The organism is Streptomyces noursei, assembly GCF_016917755.1.
In the GTDB taxonomy this organism is placed as follows: domain Bacteria; phylum Actinomycetota; class Actinomycetes; order Streptomycetales; family Streptomycetaceae; genus Streptomyces; species Streptomyces yunnanensis.
In genome coordinates this window covers 8,470,250-8,493,655 of the sequence record NZ_CP070326.1, presented here as the reverse complement: position 1 = coordinate 8,493,655, position 23,406 = coordinate 8,470,250, and the positions used below count along the sequence as shown (strand labels likewise).

Here is a 23,406-nt window from a genome sequence, read left to right as displayed (position 1 = left end):
TGGGCGGCTGATTTCGGCTCGTTCGGCTCGGGAGCGTTAACAAGAAGTTCATCAAACTGTTGAAGCGGATAGGGGAGGGTGGGCGCCGCGCGGGACCGGCGGACACCCCAGGGGAGGGGAACGGCGCGAGGGAAGGAAGGCTGCGATGGGCAGGGCCACGGCCGTGAACGGGGTACTCGACGTACCCGTCATCGACATCTCCGCCTGGGCGGACGGCACCGCCGCCGACCGGGCCGGCATCGCGGGCGAGATCGACCGGGCCGCCCGCACCGTCGGATTCATGCAGATCAAGGGGCATGGCATCGCCGACGCCGCGGCGCACGCGTTCGCCGCGGCGCTGGACGCCTTCTTCGCCCTCCCGATGGACGAGAAGAAGGCGCTGTGCGCCCCGTCCCCGGACGTCAACCGCGGCTACACCCCGCCGCGCACCGAGAAGCTCAGCCTGAGCCTGGGCGTGCCGGCGGCGACCGAGGACCTCTTCGAGGCGTTCAACGTCGGAGCGGAGGCCGCCGCCTACCCGGACCTGGCACTGCCCGCGGCCCACTACCCGGCCAACATCTGGCCGGCGCTGCCGGGATTCCGGGAGGCGGTGGAGGAGTGGTGCACCCAGGCCGGCGGGCTCGCCCGCCGGTTGACCGGGATCTTCGCGCACGCCCTGGGCCTGCCGGCGGACCACTTCGCACCGTTCACCGACCACTCCCTCGACGTGCTCCGGATGAACCACTACCCGCTCCCCGAGCGCGAAGTGGCCCTCGACCGCGACCAGATGGGCATGGGCGCCCACACCGACTACGGCATCGTCACCGTGCTGTGGGCCGACCGGGTCCCCGGGCTGCAGATCCTCGACACCGACGGGCGCTGGCACGACGTCCTGCCGGAGCCCGGCTGTCTTCTCGTCAACCTCGGCGATCTGCTGGCCCGTTGGACCAACGACCGGTGGCTGTCGACGCTGCACCGGGTGCTGCCGCCGGCCGACGCCACCGGGCGGGTGGTGCGCCGCCGCTCCGCCGCGTTCTTCCACGACGGCAACTGGGACGCCGAGATCAGCTGTCTGCCCGGCTGCGTCCCGGCGGGCACCGAGCCGCTGTACCCGCCCACGACCGTCGGCCGGCACCTCGCCGAGAAACTGGGCGGCTCGCGGGCCGGGAAGCCCAACGCCAACTCGCCCCGCGAGGCCGCCCGACTGCGCGCCGCCAAGGGTGACTGAACGTCACCACCGCCCGCGGGCCGCCCGCGCCGACGGGGAACGGCACCCCACCGCCGGCCGGACGGTGGGCCTCGGCGTGCAGCACGCGCTGGTGATGTACGCGGGGGCCATCGCGGTGCCGCTGATGTTCGGGGCCGGTGCGGGGCTGGACGAGGCATCGGTCGGCGTCCTGGTCAACGCGGACGTCTTCGTCGCCGGCGTCGTCACCCTGGTGCAGAGCCTGGGCGTCGGGCGCCTCCTCGGCGCCAGGCTGCCGGTGTTCGCCGAGTCGACCGCGCAGATGATCGCCGTCGGCGAGGCGGTGGAGCGGCCGCTGACCGACCGGGCCCTGCGGCGCGGCCTGGCCGCCGACGGTCTGTCAGGGGTGCTCGGCGGCGCCATGAACTCCTTCCCCGACACCGTCTTCGCCGGGAACATCGGGCTCACGCTCATGACCGGCGTCCGCAGCCGGTACGTCACCGCGGCCGGCGGCGCCGCCATGGTGCTCCTGGGAACGCTCTCCAAGCTGGGCGATTTGATCGCCTCCCTGCCCCAACCCGTCGTCGGTGCCGTCTCGTTGATGTGCTTCGCCACCGTCGCGATGGTCGACATCTCCCTTCTGCGCCGGGCCGGGCTCGACCACGGCGACAACCTCCTCGTCGGGGCGGCGGCGATCGGGTCGGGATGCTGCCGGTCGTCGCCCCGCGGATCCACCACCGCTTCCCGCAGTGGTGGCAACTGGTCTTCGGCAGCCCCTCGACCGCGGCGCTGGTGGTCGCCCTGGTGAGGTGGTGGTGGGTGTTGATCAGGCCGGGGGTGACCAGGCGGCCGGTGGCCACGAGCGTCCGGGCGGCCCCCGTGGGCTCGGAGCCGGGGCGTCCGTAGGCCGCGACCCGGCCGTCCCGCAGCGCGATCCAGCCGCCGGGGATCTCGGTGTCGGCGTCGACGACCAGCAGGCGGGCGTCGCGGACGAGCAGTTCGCAGCCGTCGGGCGGGGCGGTGTCGGCAGGGCGGGCGGTGGCGCGGGTTTCGGTCATGCGGGGACTCCTGTGGTGCGGCGTGCCGGGCGCCGGCACGGGGCTCGATGAATGCGCGCGGGCCCTGTACCGGTGTGGTGCGCGGCCACCGGATCGTCACCGCCGGGTCTGCCGGCGGACGGGCGGCCCTCCTTCCGGACGTCTCGCTCCTGTGGGTGTCCGGGCGTTCCCCGGGAGCGTCGCCGTGCCGTCGTCGACGCTCACGGGCCGCCCAATTCGACTGTGGCAAACGGTCGTTGGAGCCTTGCCCGAAATCCGGCCGGTCAGTCCGGAGCGGACGCACGGGGTTCAGGCGGCGTCCTCCGCCGGCAGGGGGTGCCGCAGGACGTACCCGCCGACCGCCACCGCCACCGCGATGACGCATCCGGCGAAGACGAGCCCCGCCCCGCGCAGCCCCAGGGCCATGGTGAGCGCGCCGACGCCCACCACCGGCAGGGAGATGCCGAGGTAGGCGACGAGGAAGAAGGCGGACAGGGTGCCGCCGCGGTGTTCCGGCGGGGCCGCGGCGCCCACCGCGGTGAGTCCGGCGCGGAACGCCAGGCCCTGGCCGGTGCCGCCGCACAGCGCGCCGGCGACCAGGACGGGCAGCGAGTCCGCGGCGAGCGAGGCGCCGACCAGGCAGAGCCCCAGCACCAGGACCAGACAGCCGACCGGCAGGGCGGTGCGGACGCCGAGCCGGCCGGTCAGGGCCTGGCCGAGCGTCGAGCCCAGGAAGACCGTGCAGACGACCGCCCCGGAGACCGCGAGGTTGTGCTCGCCGAGGGTCCGCGCGACGAAGCTCGGCGCGATCGCGGTGAACAGCCCGAGGAGCGCGAAGCCGGCGAACGCGGCGATGGCGGCGGGGGCGAACACCCCGCGGACGGCCGGGGGGATCCGCATCCCCTGGGGACGCGGGGAGCGGGGTCGGTGCGGGTGCGCGACGGTCTCCGGCAGGAACCAGGTGACCTGCGCGGCGAGGACCAGCAGGACCAGGTGGACGAGGAAGGGGAGGGCCAGTGGCCGGGGCGCGTACTGGGCGAGCAGTCCGGCCAGCAGCGGGCCGCAGCCCAGGCCGCCCATGTTGGCGGCGGTGGCGGCGAAGCCGGCCCGGGATTCCCGCCCGGGGCGGGCCAGTTCGAGGACGGCGGCGGTGGCGGCGCCGCTGAACAGCCCGGCGGCGAAGCCGGACAGCACCCGGCCGAGCAGCAGCAGCGGCAGACCGTCCTCAAGGAGGAAGCACAGGGAGCTCGCCGCGGACAGGCCCAGCGCGGCGAACAGCACCGGGCGCCGGCCGGTGGCGTCGGAGACGTTGCCGGCGCCGAACAGCACCGCGATCACCCCGACGGCGTAGGTGGCGAAGACCACCGTCACCATCAGCTCGGAGAAGCCCAGTTGCTGCCGGTAGAGCCCATAGAGGGGGGTGGGCAGGGTCGTCCCGGCCATGCCGATCGCGAAGACGCCCGCCGCGGCGGGGCTGCCGAGGCGGCGCCTCCGCCCGGTGCGCACGGTCATGGCGTCAACGTAGGCGCCGGCGCCCCGGCCGGCCAGGACCGGTGCCCCGCGTGGCGGGGGCACCGGTCCGATCGGTGCGGTGCCCGGTCAGCGCCGGGGGGCGTTGGCGGCGGTGACGTTGACCGCGGCCCAGGCGCGATCGACCGTGCGGTACGCGGTGCTGCCCGCGCCGTAGAGGTCCTTGGCGGCCTGGAGGGTGGCGGTCCGGGCGTCGTGGAAGTCGGTCGTGGAGACCATGTACCGGGTCAGCGCCCGGTAGAAGATCGCCAGGGCCTTGTCCCGGCCGATGCCGGTCACCTTGGCGCCGTCGTAGGTGGCGGAGTCGTAGGCGACGCGGCCGATGGTCTTCTTGCCGCTGCCCTCGGCCAGCAGGTAGAAGGCGTGCGAGGAGACCCCGGAGCCGGCGTGCACCTCGGTGTCGTAGGTGTCCTTCGACCAGTAGTCGACGGTCCCTTCGAGCTTGTCCAGGGACGGCTTGTCCAGCCGGCGCAGGAACTTCTGGGCCAGGCCGAGCTTCTCGCCCATGAGGTAGTTGGGCGGGTTCTTCGGGTTGTTGGTGGCGAACTCCACCGCGCTGCCGAAGATGTCCGCGAGCGACTCGTTGAGCGCGCCCGGCTCGCCGAACTGGCGGCCCTCGGGGTCGACGCGGGTGGGTTCGAGGCCGGCGGTGGCGTCGACCACGCCGTGGGTCAGCTCGTGGCCGGTGACGTCCAGGACGACCAGCGGCTTGGTGAAGAGCTTGCCGTCCCCGTCGCCGTAGAGCATGCAGCCGCAGTCCGAGGACCAGAAGGCGTTGCCGACGTTCGCGCCGTAGTGGACTAGGGCGTGCGCGCCGGCGCCGTCGTTCTTGATGCCCTTGCGGCCGAAGGTCTTCTTGTAGAAGTCCAGGGTGCTGGTGATGCCGAACTGGGCGTCGACCGCGGCGGTGGTGCGGTTGCCGGTGGTGCCGTTGCCCCAGCTGTTGGTGCCGCTGGTGAAGGGCTTGCCGGTGAGGAACTTGTCGAGTTCCTTGCCGCCGGCGTCGCGGGTCTCGGTGTTGCCGCGGGTGCCGTCCCGCAGGACGAAGGCGTTCTTGGTGGTCTGGGTGGTGGACAGCGGCACGGTGCCGACGAAGAAGGACACGCCGGAGCCGGTGGCCGGGGCCGGGTAGTGGCCGGCGGCGGGCTTGCCCGGGGCGGGCGGGGTGGCGGCCACCGCGGTGCCGGGGGTGAGCCGTTCGCCGCGCTGCCGGAGCTTGTGCTGGACCGACGGCGACAGGAACGGCTCGTTGACCGGGATGTTGCTGAGGACGTTGCCGGTGGCGGCGTCGATGACGACGGTCCGGGCGCCGCCGGCCTCGGCGGTGCCGCTGTCGTCGACCTGCACCTGGTAGGCGAGGGCGGTCCGGCCGGCGCGGGCGTCGACGACGAGTCGGGGCTCGCCGGCGGTGCCCTGTGCCACGGCGGCGGCCTTGGCGGCGGCCTGGCGGCCCGACAGCTTCGGGTCGGCGGTGGGCAGATCGACCGTGTGGCGGGCGGCCCGGGTCACGCCCTGGTAGGAGGAGTCGGCGCCGAGGTGGACGACCAGGTCGCCGCCGAGCACCGGCATGCCGCGATGGGTGCGGACGAACCGCACGTGCCGGCTGCCGTCGGCGTCGACCAGGGTGTCGGTGGCCTTGAGGGTGTCCTGTGCGCCGACGCCGGTGGTGGCGGAGTGGGCGTAGGCGGCGGCGCGCGCCGCGTCGACGATCGCGGGGGTGCCGGTGGCCGATGGTGCGGAGGGGGAGGCCGGCGTCGCGACGGCGGCGCCCGCGCTGAGGGTGGCGGCCGTGGTCACGGCCAGGGCTATCGCCAGGCGGCGACTGCGTATGTGGGGTCTACGCACAGATCTGCGTCCTTATGTGCTGTGAGCGGTGGAATGCGCCAACCGCCCGTACACGCGGTGGCGTTGCACACCGCGGGGGCCGTCCGGCCCCGCACAGACCCTGGTCTGCCTGGCATGGGCATGTAAAGAGAAATGATCAATTTTCAACACTAGGTAGTCAAAAATTGATAATTGATCAGCTTTAGGTAGTCGGAAGATGACCAATCGTGTTCCGACGGGAGAGACTCACCAGATCGCGCCGGGGTTGCCCCGCGGCGTGCGGAAGTTTCCGGGCATGACGAAGCCGGGACGGCGATCGCCGTCCCGGCCTGCGCGCGGGGATGCCGAGGGGGCTATCCGGTGCGGAAGAGCTCCTCCAACGACGCGTGGGCCTTCTCGCCGCCCCGGACCGCCTCGACGACGGCCTGGTGGAAGGCCCGACTGTCCGCCTCCGAGTGACAGGGGACGGGGCTGCCGACCATGGTGTACCAGTCCGAGGAGCCGGTGTACTGGACGGCGACGTGCGCCTCGTCCTCCGACCACGTGGTGTGGATGGTCAGGTCGCCCTGCATCGGGCCGATCTCCTCGGTCTGCACCGCGCCGGGGCGGGCGTGAATCCCCACCGTCGTCCAAGATGCCCAGGTCATGTCGTTCCCCTCGGTCACATGGGCCCCGGCCGGCGGCCGGGCGCGGTGCTTCAAGTCTGGCACTCGACGTGCGGCGGCGCACCGCATCGACGGCCCGCCACGGCGCCCCCGCACAGTGTCACCACCCTAGCCACCCGCCGCTCACCCGCTCGTCACGCCACCGTCACACAGCGTGCCGACCAGCCAGTTGGTGGCCGCTTCCAGCGCGGCGTCGGCGGCCGGCAGCCGCCCCGCCGCCCCGAGGAACCCGTGGAAGGTGCCGGGGTATTCGGCCACGCGCGCCGCCACGCCGGCGGCCCGCAGTGCCTCCCCGTAGGCGCGCCCCTCGTCCCGCAGCGGATCGCACTCGGGCAGCACCAGCAGCGCGGGCGGCAGCCCGGTCAGGTCCGGGGCGAGTCCCGGGGAGGCGTACGGGTGCCCGCGGTCGCCGTCCGGGCCCAGGTACTGGTCCCAGTACCAGCGCATATGGGCCGTGGTGTGGAAGAAGCCGGTGGCGTGGTCGACGGCCGAGCGGCCCGCCAGCCGGTGGTCCAGGGCCGGGTAGAGCAGCAGTTGGGCGGCGAGCGGCGGGCCGCCGCGATCCCGGGCCATCAGGGTGACCGCGGCGGCCAGGTTGCCCCCGCTGGAGTCGCCGACGACCGCCACCCCGGGCCGGGTCGCAGCCCAGCTCCGTCGCCCGCGCGGCGGCCCATGCGGTCGCCGCGTAGGCGTCCTCGGCGGCGGCCGGGAAGCGGTCCTCGGGGGCCCGGCGGTAATCCACCGAGACCACCACCGCTCCGCAGCGCCGGGCGAGTTGGCGGCACAGACCGTCGTGGGTGTCCAGGTCGCAGAGCACCCAGCCGCCGCCGTGGAAGAAGACGATCAGCGGGCGGGGCCCGGCGGCGGGGCCGTCCGGCCGGTAGACGCGGACCGGGAGGGCGGGCGCGCCGGGCGGGCCGGGGACGGTGCGGTCGGCCGAGGCGACCCCGTCGTCGCCGGGCTCGGGCGGGGCGGCCCGGGAGGCGCGGCGCAGCGCGGCGGCGTCCAGCGGGCCGCGCGCCGGGTCCGGGAAGTCCGCGGACAGCGCGTTCACGATGAGCCGCGCCCGGGGGGAGAGGGGATCGGGGGCGCCGGCGGCCGGCCCGGGCGGGGTGCCGGTCATCGGGTGGTCAGCCCCCCGTCCACCGCGAACTCGGCGCCGGTGATGTAGCCGGACGCGTCGGACGCCAGGAAGCGGACCAGTTCGGCCACCTCGTCCGGGCGGCCAACGCGGCGCAGCGGCACCCGCGGCCAGTCCTGTTCGCCGGGGGCGGGGCCCAGGACGTCCGCCACCATCGGGGTGTCGATCATGCCGGGGTGGACGGAGTTGACCCGGATCCGGTCACCGGCCAGATCGAGCGCGGCGGACTTGGTGAGCCCGCGCAGCCCGAACTTGCTCGCCCCGTAGGCCGAGTGACCGGGGATGCCGCGCAGTCCGGCGGTCGAGGAGATGTTGACGACCGAGCCGCCGCCCGCCGTGCGCAGCGCGGGGATCACCGCCTGGATGCCCAGGAACGGGCCGAGCAGATTGACCCGCAACAGCCGGTCGAAGTTCTCCTCGGTCTCCTGGTCGACCGGCGCGGTCCGCCACAGTGCGGCGTTGTTCACCAGGACGTCCAGCCGGCCGAAGGCGGTGACCGCGGTGTCGACCACCGCCCGCCAGCCGTCCGCGTCGGTGACGTCGTGCCGGACGAACCGGGCCGCGTCGCCCAGTTCGGCGGCGAGCGCCCGGCCCTCCTCCTCACGGACGTCGCCGAGCACCACCCGGGCGCCGGACGCCACGAACAGCCGGGCCTCCGCCGCGCCCTGCCCGCGACCGGCGCCGGTGATCACCGCGACCTTGCCGTCGAGCCGTGCCCCGTCGGCGGCGCTCATGCCCGTCCCTCCAGGGCCCGGAAGTGCGGGATGACCGTCTCGCCCCAGTGCCGGATGGTCTCCAGGCAGGCTTCCTGCGGCACGGTGCCCATCTGGATCAGGCACATCACCTCGTCCACCCCGATCCCCCGGAGCTGTCCGGCGTAGGCGATGGCGTCCTGGGCGGTGCCGTAGGCGTGCCGGGCGTTGTAGGTGCCGGTGTCGACCGGGCGGGCCGGGATGTTGGCCTCGTGCAGCTTGGCGACCAGCTCCTCGCGGTCCTGGGCCAGCGCCGCCACGTGGTCGTCGTGCTCGTCGTGGACGGTGGGCGCCGGGCCGTTGCCATACCAGTGGGCGATCGCCTCGGCGAAGAACCGCTGGCCGCGGGTGCCGATGCGGTACGCGGCCGGGCCGTCGTCCAGCACGACCGTCGGGCACAGCGCGGAGAAGTGGTCGTTGGCCTCGGTGGAGACGAAGCGGTCGCCGCCGCGGGTGGCGATCGCCTCGTCGTAGACCTTGCGCATCGCGCGCACGTCGTCGGCGCCGGCGAACCCCATCACCAGGGCGCCGATGCCCAGTTCGGCGGCGAGCTTGAGGGTGTCGTGCTTGGAGCAGGCCATGAACAGCGGCGGGTGCGGGGCCTGCACGGGGCGGGGGAGGATCGCGCCGGGGCCGATGTCGAGTGCGCCGTGCCACTCGAAGGTCTGCTCCCGCCAGGCGTTGCTGAAGATCCGCAGCGCCTCCTCCATCTGCGGGTAGGTGTCCTCGGGGCGGACCCCGTACATCGCCATCTCCTGCTTGGTGGCGCCGCGTCCGGCACCGATGTCCACCCGGCCGCCGGAGAGCACGTCGAGCATCGCGGCCCGTTCGGCGACCCGCACCGGGTGCTGGTAGCCGAACGGCATGGTGACCACGCCGTGGCCGATCCGGATCCGGGAGGTCCGGGCGGCGACCCAGGTGAGGAAGATCTCCGAGGCGCTCATGTGCGCGTACTGGGTGAGCGAGTGGTGCTCCACCGCCCAGATGCGGTCGAAGCCCATCTCCTCGGCGTAGACGGCCTGTTCGACGCAGTCGTGGATGACCTGGCGCTCCCGTTCGGGCGTCGGGTCGGCCAGCTGCGCCTCGAAGATCATCGAGAACTTCACGGAACTGCCTCCTCGTTCTGGAGGATGCGAAGGCTATTTCTAATAGGAATATGTCTAGCAGGTATACGTGGTAATAGGGAAGGGGGATCGGCGATGTCCCGTCGTGGGTCCGGGGACGTGCCGGGTGCACGACGGCGGGCGGGACTTCGCGGACGCGACCCAGGCCGTAGACTGCGGAGCGTGACGGAGAAGAAGGTGCGCGGACCGCGGGCAGGGGACGGCGCGGAGCGCCCGGCGCTGCCGGCGACCAGCTGGGCGGTGCTCGGACTGCTGTCCTTCGGCGAGGAGTTGTCCGGTTACGACCTCAAGAAGTGGTCGGACTGGTCGCTGCGCTTCTTCTACTGGAGCCCGTCGTTCAGTCAGATCTACGGCGAGCTCAAGCGCCTGGAGACGGCGGGTTACGTCAGCTCGCGGATGGTCGCCCAGGAGACCGGCAACCGCGACAAGCGGGTCTACGTCATCACCGACGAGGGCATGGCGGCGGTCCGGCGATGGGCGCGCGAGGCGCCGGTGGAGCCGCCGGTGCTCAAGCACGGGGTGATGCTGCGCCTGTGGTTGGGGCACCTGCTGGAGGCCGACCAGATGCGCGAGGTGCTCGGTCGGCACCGGGAGTACGCCGAGACCATGCGGCGGAGCGCCGAGGCGGACGCCGCGGGCGCCCGCGCCGACGCGGCCTGGGCCTACCCCTCGCTCGCCCTGAAGTGGTCGGAGCGGTACTACGCCTCCGAACGCGACCTGGCGGACGCGATGCTGGCCGACCTGGACGAGATGGCGGCCACCCAAGCCGCCGGCGGTGCCGGTGACGGTGCCGGCGACGAGGGGCCCAAGCGCCCGTAGGTGCGCCGGAAGTAGAGCACCGAGGAGAACGACTGGACGGCCGTGCCTGTGGGGCGGCCGCCGGGCTGGACCGCGGTGATCACGGCCACGCCGGTGCAGAAGCGGCTGAGCGCGTCCCGCATCGCGGCGTCGTCGAACCTTGTGGTGGGGGCGGGGGAGTGGTGGGCGGGATGTAGGTGGGCACGCGACCTCCCGGGTGAGGGTCTTTTGCTGCGAGTTCCGGGAATGTGTTTCGGGGCTGCGGCCTTGGTGTCGTCCGCCGCGTCCGCCGGGCTAGCCGGCCAGCACTCGGGCCCGGCAGGCGGCCGGGGTGCCCCAGGCGTCCCGTAGCGGGCGGGCCTTGCGGATCCAGAGGGAGAGGTCCAGCGCGTCCGTGTAGCCGACCGCGCCGTGCAGTTGGAGGGCGGTGCGGGCGGCGGCGTAACACGCCTCGCCGGCCGCCGCCTTCGCCGCCGCGGCCTGAGTGCCGGCCGACGGGTCCTCCGCGGCCAGCGCCAGGGCCGCGGCGTGCACCAGCGGCTGGGCGAACTCCAGCCCGATCAGGGTGTCCGCCAGCCGGTGTTTGACCGCCTGGAAGGAGCCGATCGGCCGCCCGAACTGGGTGCGTTGCTTCACATAGTCGACGGTCCCGTCCAGCAGGGCCCGGCCCAGGCCCAGGGCCTGGGCGGCGGTGAGCAGCCGGGCCAGGTCGGTGGCGTGGCGGGCGGCGGCGGTGACCGCCGGGCCGCGGGCGAGGACAGTGCCGCCCAGCGGGCGGGAGAGCCGTCGGGCCGGGTCGAGGGCGGGCTGGACCGGGCCGTGGGTCTCGGTGTGGCACACCGTGTCGTCCCGGACGACCAGGACGGTGTCGGCGGCGTCCGCGTCCAGGGCGAACGGGGCGTCCTGGACGCACAGGCCGACGAGTGCGTCACCGGCGGCGATCCGCGGCAGCCAGTCGGCCGCCGCGTCGGGGTCCCCCAGCCGGTGCAGGAAGGCCGCAGCGGCGACGGTCTCCACGAGCGGGCCCGGTACCGCGTGGCGCCCCAACTCAACGTAGGCGACGGCGAGTTCTACGGGAAGCGGGCCCATGCCGTCGTGCTCCTCGGGGACCGCGAGGGCGAACACCCCGGTCCCGGCGAGCCGGGCCCACAGGTCACGGCCGGGCTTGTGCTCCCCGGCCGCCCAGGCGCGGACGGCGGCCGGGGTGCCGGCGGCACCCAGCAGGGAGTCCAGCGTACGGGCGAACTCCCGCTGCTCAGCGGTCAGCAGGAACCGCATCACCGGCACCCTTCCGGCAGGCCGGGCCGGCGCGCGCCGCCCCGGTGCGTACGGGTACTCATGCCCGGGCCTCCTTCGGCAGACCGAGCAGCCGCTCGGCGCTGTGCTGTCCCGGTGGGCAACCCCCGGACCCCCGGCCGGACCGTGCCGCGTTCCGTCATGCCCGGGCCTCCTTCGGCAGACCGAGCAGCCGCTCGGCGATGATGTTGCGTTGGATCTCGTTGGTGCCGGCGTAGAGGGGGCCGGCGAGGGAGAAGGTGTAGCCGTCGGCCCAACTGCCGTGTGCCGGCGCCTCGTCGGCGTCGTCGGCGAGCGTGCCGTGGGGCCCGAGCAGGTCCAGGGCGGTCTCGTGGAGGGCGATGTCCAGCTCCGACCAGAAGACCTTGTTGAGGCTGGATGCGGCGCCCAGGTCCCCCACTTTCGACGGCGCTCGACCGGGGGCGTCCCCGTCGCCGGCGGCGAGCCGGGAGGCGTTGGCGTAGGTGAACAGCTGGTAGGCGCGGGCGCCGATCACCGCGTCGGCGACCCGGTCGCGCAGTGCGGTGTCGGTCGGGTCGGCGGCCTCCCGCCACAGTGCGGTGAGCCGCTCGGCGGCGGCGGTGAAGCGGCCGGGGCTGCGCAGGGTCAGCCCGCGTTCGTTGCCGGCGGTGCTCATCGCCACCCGCCAGCCCTGGCCGGGCTCACCGATGACGTCCGCGTCCGGGACGAAGACCTCGTCGAGGAAGAGCTCGGCGAAGGCCGGTTTGCCGTCCAGCCGGCCGATCGGACGCACCGTCACCCCGGGGGCGTCCAGCGGGAACATCAGATACGTCAGGCCCTGGTGCGGGCGCGGCGTGCCGGGTTCGCTGCGGAACAGGCCGAACGCGCGGTCGGCGAAGGCGGCCCGGGACGACCAGGTCTTCTGGCCGCGCAAGCGCCAGCCGCCGTCGGTGCGGACCGCCGTCGAGCGCAGCGACGCGAGGTCGGAGCCGGCCTCCGGCTCGGACCATGCCTGGGCCCAGATGACCTCACCGGTCGCCATCGGGCCGAGGACGCGGGCGCGCTGTTCCGGGGTGCCGTGCTCGAAGAGGGTGGGGGCGAGGAGGTTGATGCCGTTCTGGCTCACCCGGCCGGGGGCGCCCGCCGCGTAGTACTCCTCCTCGAAGATCAGCCATTGGAAGAGGGAGGCGTCCCGGCCGCCGTACTCGGCCGGCCAGGAGACCACCGACCAGCGGTCCGCGGCGAGTCGGCGTTCCCAGTCGCGGTGTGCGGCGAAGCCCTCGCGGGTCTCCAGTGACGGCAGCGGCGTCGCAGGGACGTGCGCGGCGAGCCAGGCGCGGGCCTCGGCCCGGAACGCGGCGTCGGCGTCGCTTGCGTCCAGGTCCATCAGGAACCGGCCTCCTTCATCTTCTTGATGTCCATGCCGCCGAGCGGGTCCGGGGCGGTCTCGGCGTTGTGGGCGTGGGCGAGGTGGTGCAGGCCGAAGACCGAGTCCAGGCCGGTGTGCAGGCCCTGGAGGTCCTCCGCCTGGTTGACCGCGCACTTGGTCAGTGCCAGGCCCATGCGGGGCATCTCGGCGATGCGCTCCGCCAACTCCCGTGTGCGGTCAGCCAGTTCGGCGCGAGGGACGACGCGGTTGACCATGCCCAACTGGTAGGCCCGCTGGGCCGGCATCCGGTCGCCGGTGTAGAGGAACTCCTTGGCGATCCGGGGCGGCATCACCCACGGGTGGGCGAAGTACTCCACGCCGGGGATGCCCATCCGCACGACCGGGTCGGCGAAGAAGGCGTCGTCGGCGGCGACGATCAGATCGCAGATCCAGGCGAGCATCAACCCGCCCGCCACGCAGGCCCCTTGGACCGAGGCGATCACCGGTTTGGGCAGCTCCCGCCATCGGCGGCACATCCCCAGGTAGACCTCGGACTCGCGGGCGTAGCGGCTCTCCGCTCCGGTCTTGTCCGAGTGGTCCCACCACAGGCCGGCCCTGCGGTCGAAGGGGAGATGCGCGTCCCGGCCGGGGCTGCCGATGTCGTGTCCCGCGGAGAAGTGCCGGCCCTCGCCGGCCAGCACCACGACCTTGACCTCGTCGTCGTCCGCGGCGCGGTAGAAGGCGCGGTCCAGGGCGTAGGTCATTGCGGAGTTCTGGGCGTTGCGGTAGTCCGGGCGGTTCATCGTGACGGTGGCGACCGGGCCTTGCCGGGCATAGCGCACCACGGGCGTTTCCTCGCCGGCGGTCATCGGCGACCTCCTTCCCTAACAAGTGTTTGGTAGGTTAACGTACGGCCATGAGCAGCGTCGAGGCCCCCACCGCCGTCGAGAGTTCCGCACCGAGATCCGCAGCTGGCTGCGGGCCAACCTCGCCGCGCGCCGCACGTCGTCGGTGCGCCGGGCGACGGCTGGCGGGTCGCGAGGGCCACCCTGGGATTCGAACGAGGGGTCTCCATCCTCGGCCAACAGGTCGTATTCCGGAGGGAGTTGGCAACGCTGATGGAGCTGGCCCGGCGCAACGGGGTGGCGGACGACCCGCTGATCCGCGACCGGCTGGCGCGGGCCTGGATCGGCCTGGAGACCATCCGCTGCAACGCCCCGCGGATGCTGGCGGGCGTCGCCGCCGGCGCCCCGGCCCCGAGGCGTCCATCGGGAAGATCTACTGGGCGACCTGGCACCGCGAACTGGGCGAACTCGCCATGGACGTCTGCGGCGCGGGCGGCATGATCGCCGCCGGCGCGCCCTACGACCTCGACGACTGGCAGCGGCTCTTCCTCTTCTCCCGCGCCGACACCCGCTACGCGGGCTCCAACGAGATCCAGCGGAACATCAGCGCCGAGCGGGTGCTCGGCCTGCCGAAGGAGGCGAAGGCATGACAGCGCCGTCGTACGTGGCCGGTCACGATCTGCTCACGGGGCGGACCGCCGTGATCACCGCCGCCGCCGGGGCGGGGATCGGCGGGGCCACCGCCCGCCGGTTCCTGGAGGAGGGCGCCCGGATCGTCATCGGGGACGCGCACGCCCGGCGGCTGGCGGCCAGCGCGGCCGCGCTGGCCGAGGAGTTCGGGGCCGACCGGGTCGCCGGGTTGCCCTGCGACGTGACCGACGAGGCGCAGGTGGCCGCGCTGTACGCACTCGCCGAGGAGCGGCACGGCCGGCTCGACATCGTGGTCAACAACGCCGGGCTGGGCGGCACCGCCGACCTCGTGGAGATGACCGACGACCAGTGGGCGAAGGTCATCGACGTCACGCTGGGCGGCACCTTCCGCTGCACCCGGGCCGCGCTGCGCCGGATGAAGGCGTCCGGAGCGGGCGGTGTGATCGTCAACAACGCCTCTGTGGTGGGCTGGCGCGCCCAGCGCGGCCAGGCCCACTACGCCGCCGCCAAGGCCGGGGTGATGGCGTTGACCCGCTGTGCCGCGATGGAGGCCGCTGAGTACGGCGTGCGGGTCAACGCGGTCTCGCCCAGCCTGGCCATGCACCCGCACCTGGTGAAGGTCACCACCCCTGAGCTGCTGGCCGAGCTGACCGAGAAGGAGGCGTTCGGCCGCTACGCCGAGCCCTGGGAGGTGGCCAACGTGATCGTCTTCCTGGCCGGCGACTACGCCTCGTACATGACCGGGGAGACCGTCTCGGTCAGCTCGCAGCATGCCTGAGGAGCGGCGCGGCGAACTCCTCGCCACCGCCGCCGAGGTGTTCGCCGCGCAGGGCTACAACGCGACCACGGTCCGGCAGATCGCGGACGCGGCCGGGATGCTGGCGGGCAGCCTCTACTACCACTTCGATTCCAAGGAATCGATGGTCGACGAGATCCTCACCGCCTTCCTGGACGAGCTGTGGGCCGGTTACGACGCGGTGCTGGAGGCGGGCCTGGGGCCGCGGGAGACCATCGAGGCGCTGGTCACCGAGTCCTTCAGGGAGATCGACCGGCACCGCGCGGCGGTGGCGATCTACCAGAAGGAGGCCCGGCACCTGGCCGACCGGCATCCGCGCTTCGGCTACCTCGCCGACGCCCGGCTCCGGTTCGCGGGTGCCTGGCTCGGCACGCTGGAGCGCGGCGTGGCCGACGGGACCTTCCGCGCCGACCTCGACATCCGGCTGGCCTACCGCTTCCTGCGCGACACCGTCTGGGTCGCCGCCTCCTGGTACCGGCCGGGCGCACGCCACGGCCCCGAGGAGATCGCCCGCCAGTACCTCTCGATGGTCCTGGACGGCATCGCCTTGCGGGACTGACAGGTATATCCGCAGAATCTGACCAAGGAGTTCACCATGTCCGAGGCGTACCTCGTCGATGCCGTCCGCACCCCGGTGGGGAAGAAGGGCGGCGGGCTGTCCGCCGTCCATCCGGCCGACCTCGGCGCACATGTGCTGACCGCGCTGATGCAGCGCACCGGGATCGATCCGGCGGCGGTGGAGGACGTCGTCTTCGGCTGCCTCGACACGGTCGGGCCGCAGGCCGGGGACGTCGCCCGGACCTGCTGGCTGGCCGCCGGGCTGCCGGAGGAGGTGCCCGGCGTCACCGTCGACCGGCAGTGCGGGTCCTCGCAACAGGCCGTGCACTTCGCCGCACAGGGGGTGCTCTCCGGCACCCAGGACCTGGTCGTGGCGGGCGGGGTGCAGAACATGTCGCAGATCCCGATCGCCTTCGCCAGCCGCCAGGCCGCCGAGCCCCTGGGGCTCACCCAGGGCCCCTTCGCCGGTTCCGTGGGCTGGCGGGCCCGCTACGGTGACCAGCCGGTCAACCAGTTCCACGGCGCCGAGTTGATCGCCACCAAGTGGGACATCTCCCGCCGGGACATGGAGGAGTTCGCGCTCCGCTCCCACCGGCGGGCGGTCCGGGCCATCGACGAGGGCCGCTTCGACCGGGAGATCGTCGCCTACGGGGATGTCACCGCGGACGAGGGGCCGCGGCGGAACACCTCGCTGGAGAAGATGGCCGCGCTGGCGCCGGTGGTGGAGGGCGGTCGGCTGACCGCCGCGGTCTCCTCGCAGGTCTCCGACGGGGCGGCGGCGATGCTGCTGGCCTCCGAGCGGGCGGTGGCCGAGCACGGCCTGACGCCGCGCGCCCGGATCCACCACCTCTCGGTCCGCGGCGAGGACCCCATCCGGATGTTGTCCGCGCCGATCCCCGCCACCGCGCACGCGCTGAAGAAGGCCGGGATGACGATCGACGACATCGACCTGGTCGAGATCAACGAGGCGTTCGCGCCGGTGGTGCTGGCCTGGCTGAAGGAGACCGGCGCCGATCCGGAGCGGGTCAACGTCAACGGCGGTGCCATCGCCCTGGGGCACCCGCTGGGTGCGACCGGCGTCCGGCTGATGACCACACTGCTGAACGAACTGGAGCGCACCGGCGGGCGGTTCGGCCTGCAGACCATGTGCGAGGGCGGCGGCCAGGCCAACGTCACGATCATCGAACGCCTCTGACAGTGATCCGTTGCCACCCCAACTGACCTTGTTTTTCGCCCCGTTCAATCCCTCGGATGGGAGGCAACTGGGAGACAGTGTCTGTCCCATGAGGCGTCGCTGGCCCACTCGCCCTACCGACCATGTTCCCTGTCCCCCCCCGTGTCTGCAGCACCTTGAAGACCTGATGAGGATTCCTGCATTTCCCCACCGCCGATCGGCTCCGTACCCCGGACCTGCCCTTGTTCCCCACCCAGGGACGTGGCTGACGTCGGTGAAGCGGATCCGCCCGGCCTTCGAGGGTGCGGGAGCACCACCGACGGCAGGCCCGGCGCCGCGCAGCCCGGTCCGAGATCGCCTACTCGATGCTCGACGCGTGCCTGCAGAACCTCACCGTCCGCGAGGTGCCCGACAACCGGGGCGGCGCGCTCTCAGCGGTCTCCGGCTGCCGGTTCGGCGGCGCGGCGATGGCCCCGATCGCCCTGCTGCCGCTGTACCACGCGGCGCCCCCGCTGTCCTTCGTCATCGGCGGCAGCTCACTGCTGCCTGCCTCTGTCGGCCTCGCCGCGCTGCGGTCGCCGCGAACCGGTAACCCGGTCTGACGAGTGTTGGGCCGTGGTGAGCTCTCCTGGGCCGCACTCACCACGGTCCGCTGTGTGCCCGTCTGCGGGTTGCAGGGCCCATGCACCGGGTGGCCCTGAGGGATGGAACCCCGATCTGGTTGGTCGTGCCTGAAACCGACGTCCGAGCTGGCCTGACCGACGAACGCTTATCGGTCAACAAGAAGCACACCGGCATCAGTTATATGGGTTTCTCCCAGGGGCCCGGATGCCGGGCAGCCGCAGCCGCCCGGCCGAGGACGTCCTCCGGCCGCTAGAGATCAGCAGTGCTGGTGTTCGCCCCACACAGCACCACCGCAACCCGTTCGCCCTCGCCGGGTACATAGACACCGCTCGTCAAGGCCGACAACGCCGTCGCCGCCCCGTGCTCCACGACCAGCCGCCGGTGATCCCACAGCGCCCGCCGAGCACGCACGACCGCATCATCCTCCACCAGAACCGAGCGAACATCGCCTCGCCGAGCAGCATGCAAAGCCATCTCCGACACACGGCGCGCACCAAGCGAATCCGCAGCGATCGACTCAACAGGCACATCGACGACCTGGCCAGCCTCGACGGCTGCATTCAGCGCCCGGCAATTCTCGGGCTCCACCGCGACCACTCGGACGCCATGCGCTTCGGCCGCCGCAGCGACACCGGAGAACAAGCCCCCACCGCCGACCGCGACGACCACCGTGTCCAAGTCGGCCACCTGCTGCCGGACCTCCTCCAGCAGCGTCCCCGCACCAGCAGCGATCAACGGATGGTCATAGGCATGCGAGGCCAGAGCCCCCGTAGACGCCGCGAACTCGGCGCAGGCGGCAGCCGCCTCGGCGTACTCGGCGCCGACGAGCCGGACATCCGCCCCGTACCCCCGCAGCCGCTCCACCTTCACCGACGGGGCCGTCTCCGGCAGGAACACCGTGGCGTGCACGCTGTGCTGCTGCGCAGCCCACGCACACGCCAGGCCGGCGTTCCCGCCAGACGCGAGCGTCACTCCCACCTCCGGCAACGTCCCAGCCTCCCGATGAGCCAGCAGGAAATTCACCGCGCCCCGAGCCTTGAAACTGCCCGTGTGCTGCATGAACTCCAGCGCCAGCCACACCCGACACGACTCCGGACCGAGGGCCCCAGGATCGACAGGCGCCACCGACACCGGACGCACACGCCCAGCGATACGGTCAGCAGCCTGCTTCACATCACCGAAGGTGAGAGCGGTCACGATCTACTCCTTACAGGTTCAGGACCAGGCGATGAGCTGGCCCGTTGTCGTCAGCCCCAGGAAGAACGCGAAGGCGATGTGTCACTCCCCGGGGTCCGGCTGCAGCTCTGCGTCGAGGTACCCCTGCACCGGCTCGAACAGTCTGCAGGGCACGTACTCGGGGATCTCCCCATGGGCGACCCACGCGACCTCGGCCAGCTCCTCGGTGTCCGCGGTGTGGGCTTCGCCAGAGATCGGGGCGCACGTCGTGTACGACATCAGCCGGCCCGTCTACGGGTGCACCCGCTCGCCAAACCCGCGCGCATCGAGCAACTCGCCCATGCCGAGAACCCGATGACGGTGCTTCGGCGTGGCGGGTGACGATAGCCGTTGGCCCGCAACGAACGTCAGCTCTGTCCCGGATGGTCATTGTCTACTTCGCGGTCACGGGACTGATGATCTGGTTGCAGCGGACGATCATCCCCCCAGCATAAAGAACCCTCACGTGACGACAGCCAACACCATCAAGTGCCGCCAGCGCCCCCGGGTCGGGTGGAGCCGACCCGCCACCACCGTCCCCCTTCGAGGAGCCAACACGCGGTCGACTCCCGCACTTGCCCGGCAATGGCAACACCCGGGGGCAACGGGACTGTCACCCCGTCCGGGAAGGCGGGCCAACTCGCTGCGCGCCGCCGAGCTAAGCGGTCTTGGTGAAGTGTGGTGCTGTTTGGGTATGTGCCATACCAGGAGGGGGGTTTGGAATGGCAGGACCGTTGTGGGTGGAGCTCTCGTCGGAGGATGAGGCGGAGTTGGGGCGGCGGTTGAGGGCTCGGGACTTGCCGGTGAATGAGCGGGTGCGGTTGGAATGCGTGCGGCTGTCGGCCCAGGGCCGCAACGCTCCCGAGATCGCGTCCATTGTCGACCGGCATGTGGTCACCGTGCGCAAAGCTCTGCGCCGGTTCCTTGACGGAAGTTTCGAGGCCCTGGCCGACGCGCCCCGGTCGGGCCGGCCGCCACGGTGGACGCGCGAGGACCTGGACGCGCTGGAGGCGATGCTGGATACCGCGGCGGCTGAGGGGACCACGTGGACGCTGCCCGCTTTGGCGGAGTGGCTGCGCCGAGAGCGTGGGGTAAATGTCGATTCTTCCTGGCTGTCGGTGCTGCTGCACCGGGACGGTTTCCGCTGGAAACGTACCCGCGACAGTCTGCGGCACAAGGCCGGCCCGGCCCTCCAGGCCGCCGCGTGGGAGCGGCTGGAGGGCCTACGGCTGTACGGCTGAGGGCCGAAGCCGGTACCGAGGATCTGTACTACCTGGACGAGTCCGGGTTCTCTCCGACCCTGCCCACCGGTTTCACCTGGGCCCGCACCGGTGTCCGCGCTGTCGTCAAGCGGGAGGACACCAAGAACCGGCGGGTCAACGTCCTGGGAGCACTGAGCGAGAGCGGGCCAGGCCCCGAACTGGTGTGGAGGGCCGTCGACCACAAAATTGACGCTTCGATGGTTCTCGACTTCGTCTGCACGCACATCGCACGCCTGCCCAAAGGAACGGACAGTCTCACTGACCCGCCGCCTGGTTGGCGGCGGGTCAGACCGTGCACGATCGTCATGGACAACGCCCAGATCCACCACGCCAGACTCTTCAAGGGACGGCGTGAAGAACTGGAGGCCATCGGCGTCCACCTGTTCTACCTCCCACCGCGATCGCCGGAGCTGAACCTCATCGAGCGCATATGGCGCTCAGTGAAGTACCAGGACATGCCCGTCCGTGCCTACACCAGCACCACCGCACTACACACCGCCGTCGACCAGGCAATGACCCGACGGGCAACAGCACTGACACCAACCACAGAAGACTTGCTCAAGACCGCTTAGCCGCGACCAGAACAGGTCGAGGTCGGCGGCTCGCGGAGCCTGGGGGGGGGACGCAGAGTCCGCCCTGCACTGCCGGGTCGCCGGCGACCCCATGCCACCGCAACATCTCCGACCGGCTGCGCCCTACCGCACCCGTCGGGACGTCGCTCAGCGTCCCGGCATGCAGTGGTGGACGCTAGCAAGTGCGATCGTGGGAGCGGTCATCGCGACCCTCGGTCACAGCATCGGAAGACGCGTTTCGGCGGCTGCGCGACGTCCGCGACTTCGCAGCCCAAGGCACGCTCCCCGGCGACGAGTGCTACACCGGCGGGAGAGGAAAATACGAAGCCGCCCTCACGAAGCTCCGCACAGCGATGCGACGCGAACTGGGAGCCGACGAACTGAGCTGACCGCTGGATCACGCCCTACGCGCGTGGGCTGGACCCTCCGTGCTCACATCACGGCTGACCGTGGCCGGTGTGAGGCAGCGGCCGACGTCCCGAGTCTGCGAGGCCGCGTAGCCGCGACAGTTGGCCCTGACGCAGCGACAGCCTCTCAGCATGGTGGGCATGACTACGAGAAGCAGTGGGATCGAGGTCGCCGGGCTACGCAAGTCCTCCGGCGACCACGAGGTAGTCGCCGGAGTCGACCCGACCGTCCCGGCAGGCACCGTCTACGCCCTGCTCGGACCCAACGGGGCCGGCAAGACCACCACAGTCCGGATCCTGTCCACGTTCCTCCCCGCGGACGCCGGTCAGGCTCAGGTCGCCGGGTACGACATACGCCGCGAGGCCGACCAGGTACGTGCGTCGATCGGAGTGACCGGGCAGTTCTCCGCCGTGGACGAGTTACTGACCGGGCGGGAAAATCAGCGGCTGATGGCCGGACTCGGCCACCTCGACCGGCGCCAGGCGGAGAGCGTGGTGGAACAACTGCTGGAGCGGTTCCACCTTGCTGATGCCGCCGACCGGCGGGCCAGGGGCCCGGCGCCCGGGCCCGGATCAGTGCAGCAGCTGCGCGCGGATCCGGGCCGTCGTGCGGGCGTCCACGCCGAGTCCGGCGCTGAGGTAGCGGGGGATGCCGCCGTAGTCCCGTTGCAGCCGGTCGAGCCCGGCCGCCAGATAGCCGGTGCGCACCTCCTGGAGAGGGATCAGCAGGTCCGGGTTCTGCATCAGCCCGGCCTGTTTGAGCTGCGCGCGGACCGCGGCGTCGGCGTCGCGGCGCAGGGTGTTGGAGAGCAGGTAGTCCCGCAGGGCGGTGGCGTGCGGGACGCCGAGCAGGCGCAGCAGGAGGTAGCTCAGCCAGCCGGTGCGGTCCTTGCCCGAGGTGCAGTGGTACAGCAGCGGCAACCGGTCTCCGTCGGCGATCCGGGTGAGCAGGGCGCCGAAGGCAGCGCGGTCGGCGGCGTTGGTGACGAACGTCGGGTACATGGCGCGCATCAGGGCCTCCGCCTTGCCGTCGCCCAGCCGGCGCTGCTGCTCGACCGGGTCCCTGGTGGCGATGGCCGCCTGCATGGCGGCGAACAGCCCGGTGTCGTCAACCGGCAGCGACGTCACCGCCAGGCCGGTCGGCAACCGGTCCGCGCCGTCGAACGAGATCTCCGAGGCCACCCGCATGTCGATGACGGTGGTCAGTCCGAGGCGGCCCAGCGCGGTGACGTCCTCCGGGGTCAGCTTGGCGAGCGCGTCGGAGCGGAACAGCCGGCCGGAGCGCAGCTGCCGGCCGTCCTCGGCGCGATAGCCGCCCAGATCACGGCAGTTGACCGCGCCGTGCAGCGGGACGCGGCGGTCGGGTGGTGGGGCGCTCCGCCGGGCGGGCGGCGCGATGGCGGCGTCGGCGGGGGCTCCGCAGCCGCCGGCGGTCAGCCCGCCGAGGGTGAGCGCGGAGCCGAAGAGCAGGGTGGTGACGCGTCGTCGGGAGGGGAACACGCGGCAGCTCCTGAGGGGGAGGGGAGGGACCCGGGTGCGGTCCGGTGCCGGTCCGCACCCGGGGCGGGGTCAGCGGGGCAGGCCCGCCAGCGTCCGGTGCGCCTCGGCCATGATCCGGTCGACCAGTTCGGCGCACGACGGAAGATCCGCGATCACCCCGGCGACCTGCCCGGAGGCCATCACGCCGAGGTCGGTGCGGCCGTCCACCATCGACGCCTTCAGCAGCATCGGGGTGTTGGCCGCCAACAGGACCTGACTCCACGTCAAGTCCCTGCCGTGCTTCATCGCCAGACCGTCACGGACCATCTGGGCCCAACTCAGGCCGGACAGCTTGCGGAACGATGCGGCGTGCCGCACCGCCGTGAGCAGCGCCGACGTCCGCCCGGACCGCTCCAGCGCCCGGACCAGCTCGCTGCGCAGCATCCGGTGCGGCAGCCCGTCCACCCTGGTGGTCACGGTGACGTCGGTGACCCCCGCCGCCAGGTAGTGGTCCTGGACGGCCGCCGGCACGGTGCTGTCCGAGGTCAGCAGGAAGCGGGTGCCCATGGCGATCCCGGCGGCCCCGTAGGCGAGCGCGGCGACCAGGCCGCGGCCGTCGAAGAAGCCGCCCGCGGCGATCACCGGGATGTCCACCGCGTCCACGACCTGGGGGAGCAGCACGGTGGTGGCGACGCTCCCGGTGTGGCCGCCGCCCTCGCCGCCCTGGACGACGACCGCGTCGGCGCCCCAGGCCGCGACCTTCTCGGCGTGCCGGCGGGCCCCGATGGACGGGATGACCACCACCCCGGCGTCCTTGAGCCGGGCGATCAGCTCCCGCGAGGGCGCCAGCGCGAAGGAGGCGACCCGTACGCCCTCGTCCACGATGATCCGCACGCGCTCGGCCGCGTCGCCGGCGTCGGCCCGCAGATTGACCCCGAACGGCCGGTCCGTACGGGATCTGACCTCGCGGACCGCCGACCGCAACTGGTCCGGGTTCATGGTGGCGGAGGCCAGGATGCCCAGCGCGCCGGCGTTGGCCGCGGCGGACACCAGGCGGGGGCCGGCCACCCAGCCCATGCCGGTCTGCACGAGCGGATGCCGCACCCCGGTCAGCTCGGTCAGCGCAGTGGCGATGACCGGGGGTTCCTCGACGGCCGGGGG

Annotated in this window: 21 protein-coding genes and 4 pseudogenes; 11 read left to right on the top strand and 14 right to left on the bottom strand. The window is 72.4% G+C overall.

Features of this window, described 5'->3' with window-relative positions:
• Positions 1 to 145: 145 nt before the first annotated feature.
• Both JNO44_RS36860 and JNO44_RS36855 read left to right on the top strand, forming a co-directional pair.
• Positions 146 to 1,207 carry an isopenicillin N synthase family dioxygenase gene (locus tag JNO44_RS36860; protein WP_205368385.1) on the top strand — a complete coding sequence of 354 codons (1,062 nt, stop codon included), beginning with the start codon at positions 146 to 148 and terminating at the stop codon, positions 1,205 to 1,207.
• Positions 1,200 to 1,973, top strand: coding sequence for a solute carrier family 23 protein (locus tag JNO44_RS36855; RefSeq protein WP_205368384.1), 774 nt, complete (start codon positions 1,200 to 1,202; stop codon positions 1,971 to 1,973). Before JNO44_RS36860 ends, JNO44_RS36855 begins: the two co-directional genes overlap by 8 nt.
• Positions 1,974 to 2,511: 538 nt before the next feature.
• On the opposite strand, the gene JNO44_RS36850 is transcribed toward JNO44_RS36855, so the two are convergent.
• From JNO44_RS36850 to JNO44_RS36825, 7 genes and pseudogenes are all read right to left on the bottom strand, one after another.
• Positions 2,512 to 3,714 (bottom strand): MFS transporter, encoded by a 1,203-nt coding sequence (locus JNO44_RS36850; protein WP_205368383.1) that lies wholly within the window; start codon positions 3,712 to 3,714, stop codon positions 2,512 to 2,514.
• Between the two features lie 87 nt (positions 3,715 to 3,801).
• Positions 3,802 to 5,577, bottom strand: a complete 1,776-nt coding sequence (locus JNO44_RS36845) for a M4 family metallopeptidase (RefSeq protein ID WP_205368382.1) — start codon at positions 5,575 to 5,577, stop codon at positions 3,802 to 3,804.
• Positions 5,578 to 5,909: 332 nt separating this feature from the next.
• Complete coding sequence (locus tag JNO44_RS36840; RefSeq protein WP_039640170.1) at positions 5,910 to 6,203, bottom strand: hypothetical protein; 294 nt, start codon at positions 6,201 to 6,203, stop codon at positions 5,910 to 5,912.
• Positions 6,204 to 6,344: 141 nt separating this feature from the next.
• Positions 6,345 to 6,848: an alpha/beta hydrolase fold domain-containing protein gene (locus JNO44_RS44660; RefSeq protein WP_275695783.1), complete on the bottom strand. Its 504-nt coding sequence runs from the start codon at positions 6,846 to 6,848 to the stop codon at positions 6,345 to 6,347.
• Between the two features lie 64 nt (positions 6,849 to 6,912).
• Positions 6,913 to 7,344: pseudogene (locus JNO44_RS44655) on the bottom strand (alpha/beta hydrolase); the annotation flags it as partial.
• On the bottom strand, positions 7,341 to 8,096 hold the full coding sequence (locus tag JNO44_RS36830) for a glucose 1-dehydrogenase (RefSeq protein WP_205368381.1): 756 nt from the start codon (positions 8,094 to 8,096) through the stop codon (positions 7,341 to 7,343). The pseudogene JNO44_RS44655 and the gene JNO44_RS36830, both read right to left, overlap by 4 nt.
• On the bottom strand, positions 8,093 to 9,220 hold the full coding sequence (locus JNO44_RS36825; RefSeq protein ID WP_205368380.1) for an LLM class flavin-dependent oxidoreductase: 1,128 nt from the start codon (positions 9,218 to 9,220) through the stop codon (positions 8,093 to 8,095). Before JNO44_RS36825 ends, JNO44_RS36830 begins: the two co-directional genes overlap by 4 nt.
• A gap of 180 nt (positions 9,221 to 9,400) precedes the next feature.
• Between JNO44_RS36825 and JNO44_RS36820 the strand changes: the two genes are divergently transcribed.
• The gene (locus JNO44_RS36820; RefSeq protein WP_205368379.1) at positions 9,401 to 10,057 is read left to right on the top strand and encodes a PadR family transcriptional regulator; all 657 of its coding nucleotides are present in this window, start codon (positions 9,401 to 9,403) and stop codon (positions 10,055 to 10,057) included.
• A gap of 273 nt (positions 10,058 to 10,330) precedes the next feature.
• On the opposite strand, the gene JNO44_RS36815 is transcribed toward JNO44_RS36820, so the two are convergent.
• The 3 genes from JNO44_RS36815 to JNO44_RS36805 all read right to left on the bottom strand — a co-directional run bounded on the left by JNO44_RS36815 (position 10,331) and on the right by JNO44_RS36805 (position 13,531).
• A complete protein-coding gene (locus JNO44_RS36815; protein WP_205368378.1) occupies positions 10,331 to 11,314 on the bottom strand; it encodes an acyl-CoA dehydrogenase family protein in 984 nt (327 codons plus the stop codon).
• A 157-nt stretch (positions 11,315 to 11,471) separates the two neighbouring features.
• The gene (locus JNO44_RS36810; RefSeq protein ID WP_205368377.1) at positions 11,472 to 12,680 is read right to left on the bottom strand and encodes an acyl-CoA dehydrogenase family protein; all 1,209 of its coding nucleotides are present in this window, start codon (positions 12,678 to 12,680) and stop codon (positions 11,472 to 11,474) included.
• A complete protein-coding gene (locus tag JNO44_RS36805) occupies positions 12,680 to 13,531 on the bottom strand; it encodes an enoyl-CoA hydratase (RefSeq protein WP_205368376.1) in 852 nt (283 codons plus the stop codon). The genes JNO44_RS36810 and JNO44_RS36805 overlap by 1 nt, the downstream gene beginning before the upstream one ends.
• A gap of 102 nt (positions 13,532 to 13,633) precedes the next feature.
• On the opposite strand from JNO44_RS36805, the pseudogene JNO44_RS44905 reads away from it, so the two are divergent.
• The 5 genes and pseudogenes from JNO44_RS44905 (at position 13,634) to JNO44_RS36780 (ending at position 17,288) form a co-directional block, all read left to right on the top strand.
• Positions 13,634 to 14,157, top strand: a pseudogene (locus JNO44_RS44905) (acyl-CoA dehydrogenase family protein).
• Complete coding sequence (locus JNO44_RS36795; RefSeq protein ID WP_205368375.1) at positions 14,154 to 14,936, top strand: SDR family oxidoreductase; 783 nt, start codon at positions 14,154 to 14,156, stop codon at positions 14,934 to 14,936. The pseudogene JNO44_RS44905 and the gene JNO44_RS36795 overlap by 4 nt, the downstream one beginning before the upstream one ends.
• On the top strand, positions 14,929 to 15,513 hold the full coding sequence (locus tag JNO44_RS36790; RefSeq protein ID WP_205368374.1) for a TetR/AcrR family transcriptional regulator: 585 nt from the start codon (positions 14,929 to 14,931) through the stop codon (positions 15,511 to 15,513). The genes JNO44_RS36795 and JNO44_RS36790 overlap by 8 nt, the downstream gene beginning before the upstream one ends.
• Before the next feature lie 36 nt (positions 15,514 to 15,549).
• Entirely contained in the window at positions 15,550 to 16,707 is a 1,158-nt protein-coding gene (locus JNO44_RS36785) for an acetyl-CoA C-acetyltransferase (protein WP_205368373.1), read from the top strand.
• Positions 16,708 to 16,988: 281 nt separating this feature from the next.
• A complete protein-coding gene (locus JNO44_RS36780) occupies positions 16,989 to 17,288 on the top strand; it encodes a hypothetical protein (RefSeq protein ID WP_205368372.1) in 300 nt (99 codons plus the stop codon).
• A 271-nt stretch (positions 17,289 to 17,559) separates the two neighbouring features.
• Here the strand turns inward: JNO44_RS36780 and JNO44_RS36775 are convergent, their stop codons facing one another.
• Both JNO44_RS36775 and JNO44_RS36770 read right to left on the bottom strand, forming a co-directional pair.
• Positions 17,560 to 18,507: a threonine/serine dehydratase gene (locus tag JNO44_RS36775; protein ID WP_205368371.1), complete on the bottom strand. Its 948-nt coding sequence runs from the start codon at positions 18,505 to 18,507 to the stop codon at positions 17,560 to 17,562.
• A gap of 81 nt (positions 18,508 to 18,588) precedes the next feature.
• Positions 18,589 to 18,798 (bottom strand): annotated as a pseudogene (locus JNO44_RS36770) (NUDIX hydrolase); the annotation flags it as partial.
• A gap of 449 nt (positions 18,799 to 19,247) precedes the next feature.
• On the opposite strand from JNO44_RS36770, the gene JNO44_RS36765 reads away from it, so the two are divergent.
• The 3 genes and pseudogenes from JNO44_RS36765 to JNO44_RS36755 form a co-directional block, all read left to right on the top strand.
• A complete protein-coding gene (locus tag JNO44_RS36765) occupies positions 19,248 to 19,766 on the top strand; it encodes a helix-turn-helix domain-containing protein (protein ID WP_205360206.1) in 519 nt (172 codons plus the stop codon).
• Positions 19,730 to 20,359, top strand: a complete 630-nt coding sequence (locus JNO44_RS36760) for a transposase (RefSeq protein WP_205360203.1) — start codon at positions 19,730 to 19,732, stop codon at positions 20,357 to 20,359. Before JNO44_RS36765 ends, JNO44_RS36760 begins: the two co-directional genes overlap by 37 nt.
• Positions 20,360 to 20,898: 539 nt before the next feature.
• Positions 20,899 to 21,303: pseudogene (locus JNO44_RS36755) on the top strand (ATP-binding cassette domain-containing protein); the annotation flags it as partial.
• A gap of 36 nt (positions 21,304 to 21,339) precedes the next feature.
• On the opposite strand, the gene JNO44_RS36750 reads toward JNO44_RS36755, so the two are convergent.
• The gene (locus tag JNO44_RS36750) at positions 21,340 to 22,266 is read right to left on the bottom strand and encodes a tyrosine-protein phosphatase (RefSeq protein WP_240167832.1); all 927 of its coding nucleotides are present in this window, start codon (positions 22,264 to 22,266) and stop codon (positions 21,340 to 21,342) included.
• Positions 22,267 to 22,335: 69 nt separating this feature from the next.
• Entirely contained in the window at positions 22,336 to 23,379 is a 1,044-nt protein-coding gene (locus JNO44_RS36745) for an NAD(P)H-dependent flavin oxidoreductase (RefSeq protein WP_205371177.1), read from the bottom strand.
• Positions 23,380 to 23,406: the final 27 nt, after the last annotated feature.